This is a genomic window from Teichococcus rhizosphaerae (genome assembly GCF_002631185.1).
GTDB classification, from domain to species: Bacteria; Pseudomonadota; Alphaproteobacteria; order Acetobacterales; family Acetobacteraceae; genus Pseudoroseomonas; species Pseudoroseomonas rhizosphaerae.
The window spans coordinates 1-16,082 of sequence record NZ_PDNU01000002.1 but is presented as its reverse complement, the minus strand read 5'-3'; the positions used below and the strand labels follow the sequence as shown (position 1 = coordinate 16,082).

Annotated in this window: 15 protein-coding genes and 1 pseudogene; 2 read left to right on the top strand and 14 right to left on the bottom strand. The window is 73.7% G+C overall.

Going from position 1 to position 16,082, the window contains the following annotated elements:
• Positions 1–135: 135 nt before the first annotated feature.
• The 8 genes from CR162_RS01315 to CR162_RS01280 are packed head-to-tail and all read right to left on the bottom strand — an operon-like array spanning position 136 to position 8,277.
• Positions 136–1,182, bottom strand: a complete 1,047-nt coding sequence (locus CR162_RS01315; protein WP_099093739.1) for an ABC transporter ATP-binding protein — start codon at positions 1,180–1,182, stop codon at positions 136–138.
• On the bottom strand, positions 1,179–1,805 hold the full coding sequence (gene scpB, locus CR162_RS01310; RefSeq protein ID WP_245870062.1) for an SMC-Scp complex subunit ScpB: 627 nt from the start codon (positions 1,803–1,805) through the stop codon (positions 1,179–1,181). Before scpB ends, CR162_RS01315 begins: the two co-directional genes overlap by 4 nt.
• The gene (locus CR162_RS01305; protein WP_099093738.1) at positions 1,789–2,700 is read right to left on the bottom strand and encodes a segregation and condensation protein A; all 912 of its coding nucleotides are present in this window, start codon (positions 2,698–2,700) and stop codon (positions 1,789–1,791) included. The genes scpB and CR162_RS01305 overlap by 17 nt, the downstream gene beginning before the upstream one ends.
• A complete protein-coding gene (locus tag CR162_RS01300; RefSeq protein WP_099093737.1) occupies positions 2,697–3,398 on the bottom strand; it encodes a site-2 protease family protein in 702 nt (233 codons plus the stop codon). The genes CR162_RS01305 and CR162_RS01300 overlap by 4 nt, the downstream gene beginning before the upstream one ends.
• Positions 3,395–4,426 carry a beta-N-acetylhexosaminidase gene (nagZ, locus tag CR162_RS01295; RefSeq protein ID WP_099093736.1) on the bottom strand — a complete coding sequence of 344 codons (1,032 nt, stop codon included), beginning with the start codon at positions 4,424–4,426 and terminating at the stop codon, positions 3,395–3,397. Before nagZ ends, CR162_RS01300 begins: the two co-directional genes overlap by 4 nt.
• 16 nt (positions 4,427–4,442) lie before the next feature.
• Positions 4,443–5,327 carry an SPOR domain-containing protein gene (locus CR162_RS01290; RefSeq protein ID WP_141563052.1) on the bottom strand — a complete coding sequence of 295 codons (885 nt, stop codon included), beginning with the start codon at positions 5,325–5,327 and terminating at the stop codon, positions 4,443–4,445.
• Positions 5,324–7,111: an arginine--tRNA ligase gene (gene argS, locus CR162_RS01285; protein WP_099093734.1), complete on the bottom strand. Its 1,788-nt coding sequence runs from the start codon at positions 7,109–7,111 to the stop codon at positions 5,324–5,326. The genes CR162_RS01290 and argS overlap by 4 nt, the downstream gene beginning before the upstream one ends.
• A gap of 14 nt (positions 7,112–7,125) precedes the next feature.
• On the bottom strand, positions 7,126–8,277 hold the full coding sequence (locus CR162_RS01280) for a deoxyguanosinetriphosphate triphosphohydrolase (protein ID WP_099093733.1): 1,152 nt from the start codon (positions 8,275–8,277) through the stop codon (positions 7,126–7,128).
• A 112-nt stretch (positions 8,278–8,389) separates the two neighbouring features.
• On the opposite strand from CR162_RS01280, the gene erpA reads away from it, so the two are divergent.
• Positions 8,390–8,740 carry an iron-sulfur cluster insertion protein ErpA gene (gene erpA / locus CR162_RS01275; protein ID WP_099093732.1) on the top strand — a complete coding sequence of 117 codons (351 nt, stop codon included), beginning with the start codon at positions 8,390–8,392 and terminating at the stop codon, positions 8,738–8,740.
• Between the two features lie 15 nt (positions 8,741–8,755).
• Complete coding sequence (gene xth, locus CR162_RS01270) at positions 8,756–9,523, top strand: exodeoxyribonuclease III (RefSeq protein ID WP_099093731.1); 768 nt, start codon at positions 8,756–8,758, stop codon at positions 9,521–9,523.
• Between the two features lie 45 nt (positions 9,524–9,568).
• Here xth and CR162_RS22265 read toward each other — a convergent pair whose 3' ends face one another.
• The 6 genes and pseudogenes from CR162_RS22265 to CR162_RS01245 form a co-directional block, all read right to left on the bottom strand.
• Positions 9,569–9,739 (bottom strand): hypothetical protein, encoded by a 171-nt coding sequence (locus CR162_RS22265; protein WP_176559670.1) that lies wholly within the window; start codon positions 9,737–9,739, stop codon positions 9,569–9,571.
• A 2-nt stretch (positions 9,740–9,741) separates the two neighbouring features.
• Positions 9,742–10,158 (bottom strand): YXWGXW repeat-containing protein, encoded by a 417-nt coding sequence (locus CR162_RS23200; protein WP_218014821.1) that lies wholly within the window; start codon positions 10,156–10,158, stop codon positions 9,742–9,744.
• 268 nt (positions 10,159–10,426) lie between these two features.
• A complete protein-coding gene (gene ilvD / locus CR162_RS01260; RefSeq protein ID WP_099093730.1) occupies positions 10,427–12,151 on the bottom strand; it encodes a dihydroxy-acid dehydratase in 1,725 nt (574 codons plus the stop codon).
• 126 nt (positions 12,152–12,277) lie between these two features.
• On the bottom strand, positions 12,278–14,977 hold the full coding sequence (locus CR162_RS01255; protein WP_099093729.1) for a valine--tRNA ligase: 2,700 nt from the start codon (positions 14,975–14,977) through the stop codon (positions 12,278–12,280).
• 80 nt (positions 14,978–15,057) lie between these two features.
• Positions 15,058–15,888, bottom strand: coding sequence for a DUF2497 domain-containing protein (locus CR162_RS01250; protein WP_099093728.1), 831 nt, complete (start codon positions 15,886–15,888; stop codon positions 15,058–15,060).
• Between the two features lie 2 nt (positions 15,889–15,890).
• A pseudogene (locus CR162_RS01245) lies at positions 15,891–16,082 on the bottom strand (hypothetical protein); the annotation flags it as partial.

Below are 16,082 nucleotides of genomic sequence, written 5' to 3'. Positions count from 1 at the left end.
CCCCCAGGCGGGGCTCCCCTTCAGGGGGGTCGTTTCCGTTAGCAGGAACGGAGGGCAGCGCCAATCTTGGCCCGTGCATATCGCTGCCGCCTTCCCGCCCCACCTCTTTCCGCGCCTTCTCTGTCCGCGCCTTATCTAGGTGCTTGGGGCCGAAAACACGAAGGCCCTTTCCGGGTCGAGCGCCACTCCCAGCCGGTCGCCGCGCCTCAGGCGCGGCCCGGGCGGCAGGCGGGCATGCAGGCGCAGCGGCGGGGCACCCGCGGCAGCCGGCACGGCCAGCCGCACCAGGCTGCTGGCGCCGAGCAGCCGGGAATCCTCCACCACCGCCGGCACCCCCTGCCCCTCCGGCAGCAGCCGCACCCCCTCGGGGCGCAGCAGCAGCTCGGCCGGGCCATCCGGCAGGGCGGCGGGCAGGCTGCCCAGCGCCGCCCGCGCGACCCCGCCCGAGACGGTGGCCGGCAGCGTGTTCACCTCGCCCAGGAAGGTGGCGGCGAAGCGGCTGGCGGGGCGCAGATACAGCTCCTCCGGCGTGCCGAGCTGCTCCACCCGGCCGCCGCGCAGCAGGGCGATGCGGTCGGCCATGAACATCGCCTCCTCCGCGTCATGCGTCACGATCAGCGTGGCGGTGCCGGCGGATTGCAGCACCTCCAGCGTGTCGTCCCGCACCTGCTCGCGCAGCCGCGCATCGAGGCTGGCGAAGGCCTCGTCCAGCAGCAGCACGGCGGGGCGCGGGGCGAGGGCGCGGGCCAGCGCCACGCGCTGCTGCTGCCCGCCCGAGAGCATGTGCGGCCACGCCCCGGCGAAGCCGCCGAGCCCGACCCGCTCCAGCGCCTCCATCACCCGTGCCTCGCGCTCCGCGCGCGGCAGGCCGCCCAGGCCGAAGCCCACATTGCGCGCCACCGTCAGGTGCGGGAACAGCGCGTAGTCCTGGAAGACGAAGCCGGCGTGCCGCGCCTCGGGCGGCTCCTCCCGCCCCTCGCCCGCCACGACCCGATTCCCGATGGCGATGCGCCCCCGCTGCAGCGCCTCCAGCCCCGCCACCAGCCGCAGCAGGGTGGTCTTGCCATCCCCCGAGGGGCCGAGCAGGCAGACGATCTCGCCCGCGCCGACGCTCAGGTCGATGCCGCGCAACACCTCCCGCGCGCCGAAGGCATGGTGGATGCCCGCCAGCTCCAGGCTCACCGCCCTTTCCCGCCCCCGGCGCCCGGCGAAGGCAGGTCCGGCTGCATCAGGCCGGGTTGCGCCTCGCCCGCCAGCAGCTCCTCGCGGCGCGGCAGGTCGGTCAGCTCGCGCAGGCCGAACTGCTCCAGGAAGCGCGGCGTCGTCACCCACAGGCTGGGCCGGCCCGGCACCTCCTTGCGGCCGCGCGGCGCGATGAGACCGTTCTCCAGCAGGGTCTCCAGCGTCGCCTGGGACAGGCTGGCGCCGCGGATCTCCTCGATCTCGGGCCGCGTCACCGGCTGGTGGTAGGCGATGATGGCCAGCGCCTCCATCGCCACGCGCGGCAGGCGGCGCGGCACCTCCACCACGCGGGTCAGCAGCGGCGCGAGGTCGGCGGCGGTGCGGAAGGCGTAGCCGCCCGCCACCTCGGTGAGCTGCACGCCGCGCCCGGCATAGCGCGCGGCCAGCAGCGTCAGCACCGCCTCGGCGCGCAGGCCGGGGGGCAGCACTTCCTGGAGGCGCTCCGGCGGCACGGGGCGGTCGGCGGCGAAGACCAGCGCCTCGGCCAGCCGCAGCGCGTGCTCCAGGGGCGCGATGCCGGCGGGATCCTCCGAGGGGCCCGGCTCGTCAGGCGGCGGCGTCATGGCTGTGCTCCTCCGGCATTGCGGCCGCCCGCGCCCCGGCGCCGCCGCCGGGGGCACGGCGCAGCAGGATGGGGCCGAAGGCGGTCTCCTGCCGCAGCTCGATACCGCCGCCGCGCGCCATCTCCAAGCCGGCGATGAGGGTGGCGGCCAGCGCGGCGCGGCGCTCCACCGGGTCGCCCACTGGCCCGCGCAGCGTGGGCGGCAGGAAGCGCCGCAGCTCGCCCCAGCTTCCCTCCGCATCGGGCAGCGCGCCGACCAGCCGCTGAAGCTGCGCCAGCGCCTCCTGCACCGTCCAGAGCCGGCGCGGCACGGGGCGATAGGGCCGGCGCGCATGGCCACGGCGCAGCGCCTCCACATAGCCGCGCAGCAGCGCCGGCAGGTCGGCGTTCAGCCCGCCGCGGTCCTGCCGCACCAGCCGCTCCGGCGCGCCGCGCGCCAGCACCTCCTGGCCGAGCTGCGGGCGGGCGCCCATCCAGCGGGCGGCGGCGCGCATCCGCTCCAGCTCGGCCAGGCGCTCGGCGAGCTGGCCGGCCAGCGCCTCGGCGTCCTCCTCCTCCTGCGGGTCCTCGGGCAGCAGCAGGCGGGACTTCAGCCAGGCGAGCCAGGCGGCCATCACCAGCCAGTCCGCCGCGATCTCGAGGCGCACCCGCCGCGCCCCCTCGATGACGGCGAGATACTGGTCCACCAGCGCCAGGATGGAGAGGCGGGCGATGTCCACCTTCTGCGCCCGCGCCAGCTCCAGCAGTAGGTCGAGCGGCCCCTCATAGCCCTCGAGGCTGACATGCAGGATCTCGGGCGGCGCCTCGGGGGCCGGCGCCCGCGGCTCCGCCGCACGCGTCCTGCCCCGCGGCTCCGCCCCACAGGCTCCTTCCCGCGGCTCCGCCGCGCGGGTCATGCCCCGTGACCGGCCAGCCAGAGGATGGTCCGGAAGCCGGAGCCCATGACGAAGCCGGAGATCCAGCCGATCGGGTCCAGTCCCTCGGACAGGCGCGGCAGCACGAAGATCAGCAGCATGACGATGACCAGCCCCGCCGGCTCCAGCCGCGCCAGGGGCGCAGCCAGCGGGGCGGGCAGCAGCCCCACCAGGATGCGCCCGCCATCGAGCGGCGGGATGGGCATCAGGTTGAACAGCGCGAGCAGCAGGTTGGCCATGATGGAGAGCACGATGAAGCGCACCATCAGCTCCAGCGCCTCGGGCGGCAGCACGCCGTCCATCTGCTCCACCGGATGGCCGAGCATGGCGGCGCACCAGGCGAGGAACACGTTCATCGCCGGTCCCGCCGCCGCCACCAGCACCATGCCGTAGCGCGGGTTCCGCAGCTTCCAGACGTTCACCGGCACCGGCTTGGCCCAGCCGAACATCGCCTCCACCCGGCCGATGGTGAGCATCTGCACCGCCAGCAGGAAACCCGGCAGCATGATGGTGCCCACCCTGTCCACGTGCCGCAGCGGGTTGAGGCTGAGCCGCCCCTCCCGCTGCGCCGTGTCGTCGCCCAGCGCCAGGGCGGCATAGCCATGCGCCGCCTCGTGCAGCGTGATGGCGAGGACGGTGGCGAGGATCGCGACGGCGAGCTCGGGCAGCCAGCCGGTCACGCGGCGTCCCGCAGCAGGGCGTCGCGCCGCGCGGCCAGGGCCGCCATTACGTCGGACTGCGCGGTGGCGGGGGCGGCCGCGGCGGCGGCCTTCATCGCCGCGCGGGCGGCGGCGAGGCGCTCCAGCGCGGCGTCGGTGAGCGGCGCGCTGGCCTCCAGCACGTCCTGGCTTTCCGCCAGCACCCCGCTGCAATGGAGCGCGATGTCGCAGCCGGCGGCGAGTGCGGCGGCGGCGCGCTCGCCCGGCGTGCCGGTGAGCGCGTGCATGGCCAGGTCGTCCGAGACCAGCACGCCGTCGAAGCCGATCTCGCCGCGGATGACATCCCGGATGATCCGGGGCGAGAGGGTGGCGGGCCGCTCCGGGTCGAGCGCCTCATACAGCAGATGGGCGGTCATCCCCCAGATGTCCCTGCCCCCGCCATTGCCGGCGAGCGCGGCGAAGGGGGCGAAGTCCTCGGCCAGCGCGGCGCGCGGCGCATCGACGCGCGGCAGCTCCAGATGGCTGTCGGCCATGGCGCGGCCATGCCCGGGCATGTGCTTGACGACGGGGATGGCGCCCCCCGCCTGCAGCCCGGCCACCCAGGCTGCGCCGAGCCGCGCCACCTCCTCGGGCCGGGCCGAGAAGCCCCGGTCCCCCACCACCGCGTGCCGTCCCGGCAGGCGCAGGTCGAGCACGGGGGCGCAGACCACGTCGAACCCCGCCGCGCTGCACTCCAGCCCCAGCAGCGTGGCGTTGGCGCGCGCCGCCTCGGCGTCCCTCTCCTCGAACAGGGCGGGCGCCGGGAAGTCCGGCCAGTGCGGCGGCCGCAGCCGCGCCACGCGCCCGCCCTCCTGGTCCACCAGCACCGGCGCCGCCTCGCCCAGCTCGGCACGGATGGCGGCGGTCAGCGCGCGGAGCTGCACCGGGTCCCGCACGTTCCGCGCGAACAGGATGACGCCGAGCGGCCGCAGCCGGCGCAGCAGCGCCGCCTCCCCGGCCAGCAGCTCAGGGCCGGAAAGGCCGATGATGGCGGCGCGCGGCGTGCTCATGGTGCGTCGGCCCTTCTCAGCCCCCGATGACGGCGCAGGCGCCGCCGCGGCTCTTGATGGTGTCGCAGAAGCTGCTGGCGCTGGCGCGGCTGTCGAAGCCGCCGGTGCGCAGCCGCCACATGGTCGGGTAGCCGTCGCGCTCGAAGCGGAGGATCTGCGGGGCGCGGCCTTGCAACACCTCCGGCGCGCGGCGCGCCAGCCGATCCCACTCGGAGCGGGCGCCGGATTCGGAATCGAGCGCGCCGAGCTGCACCACCACCCCGCCCGTGGCCCTTGCCTGAACAGGGGCCTGAACTGGGGCCTGAACGGGAGCCGGAGCGGGAGCGGGCGCCGGCCGTGGCGCCTCGGCCTGGGCGGGGGCCGGCGCCTGGAGCGGCGCCTGCGCCACCGCGCCGGGCTGGGGCGCGGCGGCGGGGCTGCCCTCCGCCGCGCCGCCCTGGCCTCGGGGCGGGGCCGTCTCCGGCGCCGGCTGCGCGGGTGCGGCCTGGGGTGCTGCCATCTGGGCGGGTGCCGCCTGGGAAGGGGCCGCCGCAGAAGGCGCCACCTGGGAGGGCGGCGGCATGGTGGCGGCGCGGAGCGCATCCAGGTTTGGCGCCTCGGCCGCCGGGCCGAGACGGCCGGACGGCTCATAGGTGCCGTTGGCGTTGCGCCGCTCGAAGATGATCTCGTCCTGGTTGGCGACGCGCAGCCCGCCCCGGTCGTCGGGCCGCACCTTGATCGGGCGTGAATCCGCTTCCACCACCGGGATCGTGTCGTCGGTGTACTTGCTGACGGCCCAGCCCACCAGCCCGCCCAGGGCCAGCGTGCCGGCGACGCCGCCGGCGATCAGCATCATGCGCCGGGAGCCGCCATCGTCGCTGGCTTCCCGCACCCGATAGGAAGGGATAGGCGCTTCCCTCATCGCATCTCCTCGACCGGTGCGACGCCCATGACCCGGAGGCCAGAGCGGATGATGAGGGCCGTGGCGGCCACCAGGGCCAAGCGGGCGCGCGTGGCCTCCGGCTCCTCGGCCCGGATGAAGCGCAGTGTCGCATCATCCCGCCCGCGGTTCCACAAAATATGAAAGTCGCTGGCCAAGTCACCGAGATAAAAGGCAATTCGGTGTGGCTCCCGCGCCGCAGCAGAAGCCTCCACGGTGCGCGGCCAAGTGGTCAGGCGGCGGATCAGCGCCAGTTCCGCCGGGTCGCGCAGCGCATCGAGCGGAACGGCGTCCAGCCCGTCCGCCAGCCCCTGCTCGCCGGCCTGCCGCAGCACCGAGCGGCAGCGCGCATGGGCATACTGCACGTAGAAGACCGGGTTGTCGCGCGACTGCTCCACCACGCGGTCGAGGTCGAAATCCATCTGCGCGTCGCTCTTGCGCGTCAGCATGGTGAAGCGCACCGCGTCGCGCCCCACCTCGTCGATCAGGTCGCGCAGCGTGATGTAGGTGCCCGCGCGCTTCGACATGCGCACGGGCTCGCCGCCCTTCATCACCTTGACGATCTGGCAGAGCAGCACGTCGAGCGGCACGGCGCCGCCGGAAAGCGCCTTGGTCGCCGCCTGCATGCGCTTCACATAGCCGCCATGGTCGGCGCCCCAGACCTGCACGAGCTGCTGCATGCCGCGCGCGATCTTGTCGGCGTGGTTGCCGATGTCGTTGGCGAAGTAGGTGTTGGAGCCGTCGGACTTGCGCAGCGGCCGGTCCACGTCGTCGCCGAAGCGCGTCGAGGCGAACAGCGTCTGCGGGCGCGGCTCCCAGTCGTCCGGCGTCTTGCCCTTGGGCGGCTCCAGCACGCCCTCATAGACGAGGCCCTTCTCCGCCAGCGCGGCGATGGCGCGGTCGGCCACGCCGTCGCGCACCAGCTGCGCCTCGCTGATGAACACGTCGTGCTCCACGCCCAGCGCCGCCAGGTCCTCGCGGATCGCCGCCATCATCTCGGCGACCGCGAACTCGCGCACCGTGTTCAGCCACAGCGCCGCATCGGCCGGGCGCGCGCCGGGGGCGAGCGAATCGCCGTGCACGCCCTTCAGCGCCTCGCCCACCGGAACCAGGTACTCGCCGCGATATTGCAGCCCGCCCGGCACGGCCTGCGCGTAGTCCTCCTCGGTCATGGTGGTGCCGAGGGCCTGGAGGTAGCGCCAGTAGGCGGCGTAGGCGAGCGCCTGCACCTGCGCGCCGGCGTCGTTGATGTAGTATTCCTTGGTGACGGCGTAGCCCGCCTTGTGCAGCAGGTTGGCCAGCGCGTCGCCCACCACCGCGCCCCGGCAATGGCCGACATGCATCGGCCCCGTCGGGTTGGCCGAGACGTATTCCACGTTGATCCGGATGCCGTTGCCGAGCGTGCCGTCGCCATAGGCCTCGCCCGCCCGCAGCATCACCGGCACCTGGCCGAGCAGGTAGTCCTCGCGCAGGCGGATGTTGACGAAGCCGGGGCCGGCCGGCGCGGCCTCCGCCACCATGGGCAGCGCGGCCAGCGCGGCCGCCAGCTCGGCCGCCAGCTTCGGCGGCGCCACGCGCGCGGCCTTGGCCACCACCATGGCGGCGTTGGTGGACATGTCGCCATGCGCCGGGTCGCGCGGCGGCTCGACGGCGACCTTGGCGGTCGCCTCCTCCGGCAGTTCCGGCAGGATGCGGCGCAGGCAATCCAGCACCCCGGCGCGCAGCGCGGCGAAGATGTCCTGGGGCGCGGCTTTGTTCTGTTCCATGCGGGTCCGTCTATTCAGCCGGGGATGTGGGGGTCGGTCAGGCGGCGGTGCTCGTCGAGCGCGAAGCGGTCGGTCATGCCGGCGATGTAGTCGCACACCGCGGCCGCGCAGGCGGCGCTGCCCGCCTCGCCGGCGCGGTCGCGCCATTCGGGGGGCAGCATGTCGGGGCCGCCATGCAGCAGGCTGAACAGCACCTGCACCACGCGCCGCGACTTCTGGGTGGTGCGGTTGACGCGCCAGTGGCGGTACATGCGCCCGCGCAGGAAGGCGCGCACCTCCTGGTTGGCCTCGCGCATCGGCGCGCTGAAGGCCACCATGGGGCGGCCGGCGGCGCGCACGGCGTCCACGCTGCCGGGCGACAGGGCCTCCAGCCGGCGCTCCGATTCCTGCACCACGTCCTGCACCATCAGGTTGATCACGCGGCGGATCGCCTCACTGGCCTGCCGGGCGCGCGGCGCCTCCGGGTAGCGCTCCCGCACCTCCCGCACCATGCCGCCGATCAGCGGCAGGGCGGCCGCCTCCTCCAGCGTGAACAGCCCGGCGCGCAGCCCGTCATCGAGGTCGTGGTTGTTGTAGGCGATGTCGTCGGCCAGCGCCGCCACCTGCGCCTCCACCGAGGCATGGGTTTCGAGCGCCAGCGGGTGCAGCGCGTCGTATTCCGCCATGAAGTGGCTGGGCCGGCGGATCGGGCCGTTGTGCTTGGCCAGCCCCTCCAGCGTTTCCCAGGTCAGGTTCAGCCCGTCGAACTCGGCGTAGCGCTTCTCCAGCACCGTCACCGCCTTCAGGCTCTGGGCGTTGTGGTCGAAGCCGCCATAGGGGCGCATCACGCCGTTCAGCGCCTCCTCCCCCGCATGGCCGAAGGGCGGGTGGCCGAGGTCGTGGGCGAGCGCCAGCGCCTCGGCCAGGTCCTCGTCCACACGCAGCCGGCGGGCGATGGAGCGGGCGATCTGCGCCACCTCGATGCTGTGGGTCAGCCGGGTGCGGAACTCGTCGCCCTCGTGGTAGATGAAGACCTGCGTCTTGTATTGCAGCCGGCGGAAGGCCACGCTGTGGATGATCCGGTCCCGGTCCCGCTGGAAGGGCGAGCGCACGCCATTGGCCGGCTCCGGGTGGAGGCGGCCGCGCGAGGTCTCGGCGCGCACGGCGTAGGGGGCGAGGTCGGTCATGACGGGCGGGCCTTACCAGCCGCCCCGGAACACCGCAACGCCGCCCCGCGGCCCGCCGGCGTTGGAATTCCGCCCCGCCCGGCCTATCTTTGCCGGCAAGGAGTTTCCGCCCATGCCCGATGGCACCCTGACCGCCCGATTCACCGTGACGCCGCGTGCCTTCGCCCAGGTGGCCGAGATCGCCGCGCGGGAAGGCCGCCCCGGCGCCGGCCTGCGCGTGGCGGTGCTGGCCGGCGGCTGCTCCGGCTTCCAGTATTCCTTCCAGCTCGACGACGCCGTGGCGGAGGACGACCTGGTGCTGGAGGGCGATGGCGCCCGCGTGGTGATCGACCCCGTGAGCCTCGACCTGCTGGCCGGCGCCCAGCTCGACTGGGCGGACGAGCTGATCGGCGCCCACTTCACGGTGAAGAACCCGCAGGCGGCCTCGGGCTGCGGCTGCGGCGCCTCCTTCTCGCTCGGCTGAGCGGCTGCCCCGCGCGTGCGCCTCGCCAGCTTCAACGTGAATTCGGTGCGCAAGCGCGTGCCGCATCTCTGCCGCTTCCTCGAAGCCGCCCAGCCCGACCTCCTGTTCCTCCAGGAGCTGAAGTGCAAGACGGAGGAGTTTCCCGCCGCCGAGTTCGAGAAGTTCGGCTACCGCTGCCACGCGGTGGGCCAGCCGGGCGGCCGCAACGGCGTGGCCGTGCTGGGCCGCGTGGACTTCACCGTGCTGGCCGAGGCGCTCCCGGGCGAGGAGGAGGACAGCCACGCCCGCTATGTGGAGGTGGCGGCGGAAGGGCTCCAGGCGGCCGGCATCTACCTGCCCAACGGCAATTCCGGCGGCGCGGAGGGCTATGCCTACAAGCTGCGCTGGATGGCGCGCCTGCGGGAGATCGCGGCGGCGCGGCTCGACGCCTTCATCCCCTTCGCCATTCTCGGCGACTTCAACGTCTGCCCGGCCGCGCTCGACCTGGCGCCCGGCTCCCTTCCCGCGACCGACGCGCTGGTGCGCCCCGAGACCCGCGCGGCCTTCCGCGCGATCGAGCATCTGGGCCTGACGGACGCGCTGCGCGCCCTGCACCCGGGCGAGCGGATCTACACCTACTGGGACTATGGCCCGGCCTTCGAGGGCAACCGGGGCCTGCGGATCGACCACGCCCTGCTCTCGCCCGACCTGGCCGAGCGGCTTTCCGCCGCCTGGGTCGATCTCGCGCCGCGCAGCCAGGAGCAGCCCTCCGACCACACCCCCCTGCTGATCGACCTCGCCTGAGCCGCCGCCCGCCTCCCCCCCCCTGGGGGAAGCGGGCCCGCGCGCTCACCAGCCGCGATGGTGGTAGCGCGGCGGGGGCGGCGGATAGGCCGGGGGCGGCGCGTGGTAGTAGCCGCGCGGCGGGCCGTAATAGGACGGCGCCGGCACGACCACGCATCCCGCCAGGCTCAGCCCGGCGCCCGCCAGCAGCAGGCACGTCACCAACCGGCGCATCATCCTCACCTCCAACCCGGTTCGACCCAGACCCAGCGGCCCCGGCGCTCCACCCAGCGGCCCTCGCGCCAGCGGCCACGGCCACGCGGCGGCACCCAGCGGCCGGACACCCAGTCATAGCTCCCGCCCCGCCACGCCCAGTGGCCGGGCTGCCACCGCGCGCGCGGCTCGGGCGGGCGCCCGCGCGGTCCATCGGGGCGCGGCGGCGGCGGCGGGGGCGGGCGGCGTCCCGGCTGCGGGCCAGGGCGCGGGGCCGGCGGCGCGCCGGGCGGCCGTCCCGGCGGATAGCCGGGCGGATGATTCCCAGGCGGATGATAACCGGGCTGCGGCCCATGAGGTTGCGCCCGCGCGGCCCCGGCCAGCGGCAGGGCGGCGGCGAGGCCCCCGAGCAACCCACCCAACAACGTGCGACGGTTCAGCATGCCGGTCCTTCCCCTGCCCGGCGCGGAACCCCGAGGTCCGGCGCGGGCGGCCCATGGCACCGCGGGCGGATCCCGCGGCGCCCGCCGTGCCTTGGCGGCGGTGTCCATGGCCGAAGCTTGGGGGGCCGAGCATGGCGAAGCTGGGGCGGAAGAATGACGAAGCGGGGCGCGGCGTTACGAAGAAAGACAGGCCCGGCAAGGAAAAACCGGGGAAGAACGAATTCTCCCCCGGCCCCCGCTTCCTCCTCGCGTCAGTCCCGCCGGACGCTCAGATGTCGGCGTAGCAATGCGTTTCCTCGGCGCCGCCGGGATGCGTCACGGCGCCCAGATGCGCAGGCCCCACGAGCTGCGCGTACTTCCACAGCGCGCCGGCATTGTAGTCGGTGCGGCGCGGCTGCCACTCGGCGCGGCGCTTCGCCAGCTCCTCGTCGGACAGCAGCACGTCGATCGTGCCCTTCTCCGCGTCGATGACGATGCGGTCGCCATTCCGCAGCAGCCCGATCGGCCCACCCACCGCCGCCTCCGGCCCGACATGGCCGATGCAGAAGCCGCGCGTGGCGCCGGAGAAGCGGCCATCGGTGATCAGCGCCACCTTGTCGCCCATGCCCTGGCCGTAGATGGCGGCGGTGGTGGACAGCATCTCCCGCATGCCGGGGCCGCCCTTTGGGCCCTCGTAGCGGATGATGATGACGTCGCCCTCCTTGTAGGCGCGGCTGTCCACGGCCTTGAAGGCGTCCTCCTCGCAGTCGAAGCACAGCGCCGTGCCCTCGAAGCGCAGGGTCTTCATGCCCGCGATCTTCACGATGGCGCCGTCCGGGGCGAGGTTGCCCTTCAGCCCGACCACGCCGCCCGTGGGCGACAGCGGCTCGGAGACGGGGCGGATCACGTCCTGGTCGCGCGGGAAGATCACCTCGCGGTGGTTCTCGGCCAGTGTCTTGCCGGTGACGGTCATGCAGTCGCCGTGCAGCAGCCCGGCATCGAGCAGCGCCTTCACGATCACCGGGATGCCGCCGATCTTGTAGACGTCATAGGCCACGTAGCGGCCGCCGGGCTTCAGGTCGCCGATATAGGGCGCCTTGCGCATGATCTCGGCCACGTCCTGCAGGGTGAACCTGATCCCCGCCTCGTGCGCCATGGCCGGCAGGTGCAGGCCGGCATTGGTGGAGCCGCCGGTGGCGCCGACGATCAGCGCCGCGTTGTAGAGCGACTCCTTCGTCACGATGTCGCGCGGGCGGATGTTGCGCTTCAGCAGCTCCATCACCGCCCGGCCGGATTCCACCGCCCACTTGTCGCGGTCCTCATAGGGCGCGGGCGCGCCGGCCGAGCCCGGCAGCGCGAGCCCGATGGCCTCCGAGACGGTCGCCATGGTGTTGGCGGTGAACTGCCCGCCGCAGGCGCCGGCCGAGGGGCAGGCCACGCATTCCAGCGCGTGCAGGTCCTCGTCGGACATGTTGCCGGCGGCGTGCTGGCCGACCGCCTCGAACACGTCCACCACCGTCACGTCGCGGCCCTGGAACTTGCCGGGCAGGATCGAGCCGCCATACATGAACACGCTCGGCACGTTCAGGCGCAGCATCGCCATCATCATGCCGGGGAGCGACTTGTCGCAGCCCGCCAGCGTCACCATCGCGTCGTAGGAATGGCCGCGCATGGTGAGCTCCACCGTGTCGGCGATGGCATCGCGCGAGGCGAGCGAGGACTTCATGCCCTGGTGGCCCATGGCGATGCCGTCGGTCACCGTGATGGTGGTGAACTCGCGCGGCGTGCCGAAGGCCTCCTTCACGCCCTGCTTCACGCTCTGCGCCTGGCGGTTGAGCGCGATGTTGCAGGGCGCGGCCTCGTTCCAGCAGGTGGCGACGCCCACCAGCGGCTGGGCGATCTCCTCCTCCGTCATGCCGATGGCATAGTAGTAGGAGCGGTGCGGGGCGCGCTCCGGGCCGACGCTCACATGGCGGCTCGGCAGGCGCGACTTATCCCATTTGTGCTCAGCCATGCGGGCGTGACCTTCGTTCTGTTGCGTCCCCGTGGGTGTATCGCGCAACAAGCTTCCGCCGGCAACCCGAGTAAGCCGGCGATCGGGCGCGGCCCTGGCCCCCGCCCGGCGCGGGGGCCGTGACTGTCACCCGCTGATGCGCGCCAGCGCCGCCTCCAGCCGGGCCATCTCGGCACGGGCGGCGGCGAGGCGCTCGCGGTTCTCCTCCACCACCTCCGGCTTGGCGCGGGCGACGAAGTCGGCATTGGCCAGCTTCTGCTCCACCTTGGCGCCCTCGGCCGCGGCCTTGTCCCGCTCCTTGGCCAGCCGCGCCCGCTCGGCGCCGAGGTCGATCACCTCGGCCAGCGGCAGCAGCACGGTGGCCTCGGCGACGACGACCTGCGCCACGCCCTTCGGCGCCTCGCCCGCGCCGAGCGCGCGGAACTCGGTGGCGCGCGCCAGGCGGCGGATGGCGTCCGTCCAGCGCCCGCCGCGCGCCAGCGTCTCGTCGCTGGCACCCTGCAGCAGCAGCGGCACCATGACGGAGGGCGGCACGTTCATCTCGGAGCGCACGCCGCGCACCGCCGAGATCAGCCCGACCAGCCAGTCCAGCTCGGCCCGCGCCGCCTCGGCGCCCGGCACGGCCACGGCCTCGGGCCAGGGCGCGCCGATCAGGCTGCATTCGGGGCCATAGCCGAAGCGGTCCCACAGCTCCTCGGTGACATAGGGCATCACCGGGTGCAGCAGGCGCAGGATGGTGCCCAGCACATGCTGCGCGGCGCCCTTCACCTCGGCCTTCTCCGCCCCGTCCTCGCCGCCGAGGGCGGGCTTGGCGAATTCCAGGAACCAGTCGCAGAAGCTGTTCCAGACGAAGCGGTAGCAGGCGCCCGCATAGTCATCCATGCGGTAGGCTTCCAGCGCGGCCGTCGCCTCGGCGATGGCGGCGTTGGCGGCATCGAGGATCCAGCGCGCCAGCGGCGTCTCGACCTTGGAGGGATCGAAGGACGGGTCGGGCGCGATCCCGTTCATCTCGCAGAACCGCGCCGCGTTCCACAGCTTGGTGCCGAAGGAGCGGAAATCCTCGACGCGCTTGCGGCCGAGCTTCACGTCGCGCCCCGGCGTGGCGAGGGAGGCGATGGTGAAGCGCAGCGCATCCGTGCCGTAGCTTTCCACCAGCTCCAGCGGGTCGATGACGTTGCCCTTCGACTTCGACATCTTCTGGCCCTTCTCGTCGCGGACGAGGCCATGGATGTAGACGGTGCGGAAGGGCACATCGCCCATGAAGTGGTGGCCCATCATCATCATCCGGGCGACCCAGAAGAAGATGATGTCCCAGCCCGTCACCAGCACGTCGCCGGGGTAGTATTTTTCAAGTTCCGGCGTCCTCTCCGGCCAGCCGAGGGTGCTGAACGGCCAGAGCGCGGAGCTGAACCAGGTGTCCAGCACGTCCGGGTCGCGCGCCAGCGTCACCCCGTCGCCCAGCCTGGCGCGGGCCTGGGCCAGCGCCTCCGCCTCCGTGCGGGCCACGAAGACACTGCCATCCGGCGCGTACCAGGCCGGGATCTGGTGCCCCCACCAGAGCTGGCGCGAGATGCACCAGGGCTGGATGTCGCGCATCCAGGAGAAGAAGATGTTCTCGAAGTGCTTGGGCACGAACTCGGTGCGCCCGGTCTCCACCGCCTCGATGGCGGGCCTGGCCAGGGTCGCCGCGTCGCAATACCATTGCAGCGTCAGCCGCGGCTCGATCGGCACGCCGGAGCGGTCGCCATGCGGCACGGCATGGGTGTGCGGCTCGATCGTCTCGACCAGCTCCAGCCGCTCCAGCTCCGCCACGATGGCCTTGCGCGCCGCGAAGCGGTCCTGCCCGGCGAGGCTCCGCACGAAGTCCGGCTCCGCCACGCCCTCCACCGCCTGCAAGTCGGCGGCGATCTCGTCGAGCATCACATGCCCGTCCGCGTCCAGCACCGACGGCATGGCGAGGCCGTGCCGCTTGCCCACCGCGAAGTCGTTGAAGTCGTGCGCCGGGGTGATCTTCACCGCGCCCGAGCCCTTCTCGGGGTCCGAATACTCGTCCGCCACGATGGGGATGCGCCGGCCCACCAGCGGCAGGATGGCGAACTTGCCCACCAGGTCGCGGAACCGCCCGTCCTCCGGATGCACGGCGATGGCGGTGTCGCCCAGCATGGTCTCGGGGCGGGTGGTCGCCACCACGATGAAGCGCCCCGCCTCCCCTTCCACCGGGTAGCGCAGGTGCCACAGGCTGCCCTTCACCTCGCGGCTTTCCACCTCCAGGTCGGAGATGGCGGTCTGGAACTTGGGGTCCCAGTTCACCAGCCGGCGGTCGCGGTAGATCAGCCCCTGTTCGTGCAGCGTGACGAACACCTCGCGCACCGCCGCCGAGAGGCCCTCATCCATGGTGAAGCGCTCGCGCGGCCAGTCCAGGCTGGCGCCGAGGCGGCGGAGCTGGCGGGTGATGTTGCCGCCCGACTGCGCCTTCCATTCCCACACATGCTCGAGGAACTTCTCGCGCCCGATCTCGCGCCGGTCGATCCCCTGCCCGGCCAGCAGCCGCTCCACCACCATCTGCGTGGCGATGCCGGCATGGTCGGTGCCCGGCTGCCACAGCGCGTCCCGCCCCTGCATGCGCCGCCAGCGGACCAGGATGTCCTGGATCGTGAAGGTCAGCGCGTGGCCGATATGGAGGCTGCCCGTGACGTTGGGCGGCGGGATCATGATGGTGAACGGCGCCGCCCCGCTGGCGGGGTTGGCGCCGAACCTGCCGGCCGCCTCCCACCCTTCATAGAGGCGCTGTTCGAAACTGGCGGGCGAGAGGGTCTTGTCGAGCATGGGCGCACGCTTGTGCGGGCGCCGCGCCGCCGTCAAGAGGCAGCGGGCCGGGGGCGCGGAAAAGCCGCCCCCGGGGCTTCCTAGCCCGGCCTGCCGCCCGACATGACGCGCGCGATCTCGGCCTTCACCAGCCGCTCCACCATGGGCGGCAGGTGCTGCTCCAGCCAGGCCTTCAGCAGCGGGCGCAGCTCCTCGCGCACCACGTCCTCGATGCTGGCGCCGCCCTGGCGCGTCACCGGCGCGTGGCGGTCCTCGGTCACGGCGCGGGCGAGCTGGCCCAGCGCGGCCGCGGCGGCGGCGGCGGCCACGGGTCCGAGCAGCGCCTCCTCCACGGAGCTGGCGGGCGGCATGGCGGCCGGCTCCGGCACCCGCGGCGCCGGCCTGGCGGCCGCCGGCTCCTCAACCGCAAGCCTGGCGGGCACGGGTTCGGCGGGCATGGGTTCGGCGGGCATGGGGCGCGGCTCGGGCGCCGGCCCCGCCTTCGCCGCCGGCATGGGCAGGGGCGCCGGCAATGCCACCGGCAGCCCCGGCTTCGGCGCGGGCACCGCCGGCTCGGCCGGCGCCGCCACGGGCGCCGTCATGGGCCCGGGTGCCGGCGATGGCCGCGGCGCCCCGATCCGGGCCGCGGCGCTGGCCGCGGAGCCGCCGGCCGGCGCGGCGTCCGCCGGAGCGGCCGGCGACGGGCCGAGATTGGCCAGCCGGCGCAGCGGCAGCGGCGGCCGCGCGGGCGGCGGCGGCGCGTCCGCGCCGGCCGGGGCGCGGGGCGAAGGCACCAGCATCTCCTCCGTCAGGTCGAGCGGCGGCGGCCGGGCGTCGCGCTCCTCCTCCTCGTTCAGGATGCTGCGGATGGAGGCCAGGATGTCCTCCATGGACGGCTCCTCCGGGTCCGGACGATAGGGAGGCTGCGCCATGCTCAGCGGCCCTCCTGCCGGCGGCCCGTGCCCTGGCTGTAATCCCCCGTTCCGAACCAGCGTGAGCGGACGGTGTTGTAGTAGGCCTCCATGTCGTACTGGGCGACGGGGAGGGCGAGGTCGCGGGCGGTGAGGCGGCCGACGGCGCCGGCGAGGTTGTAGCTGGCGGTGACGACGCTGGAGAGCGCCTGCAC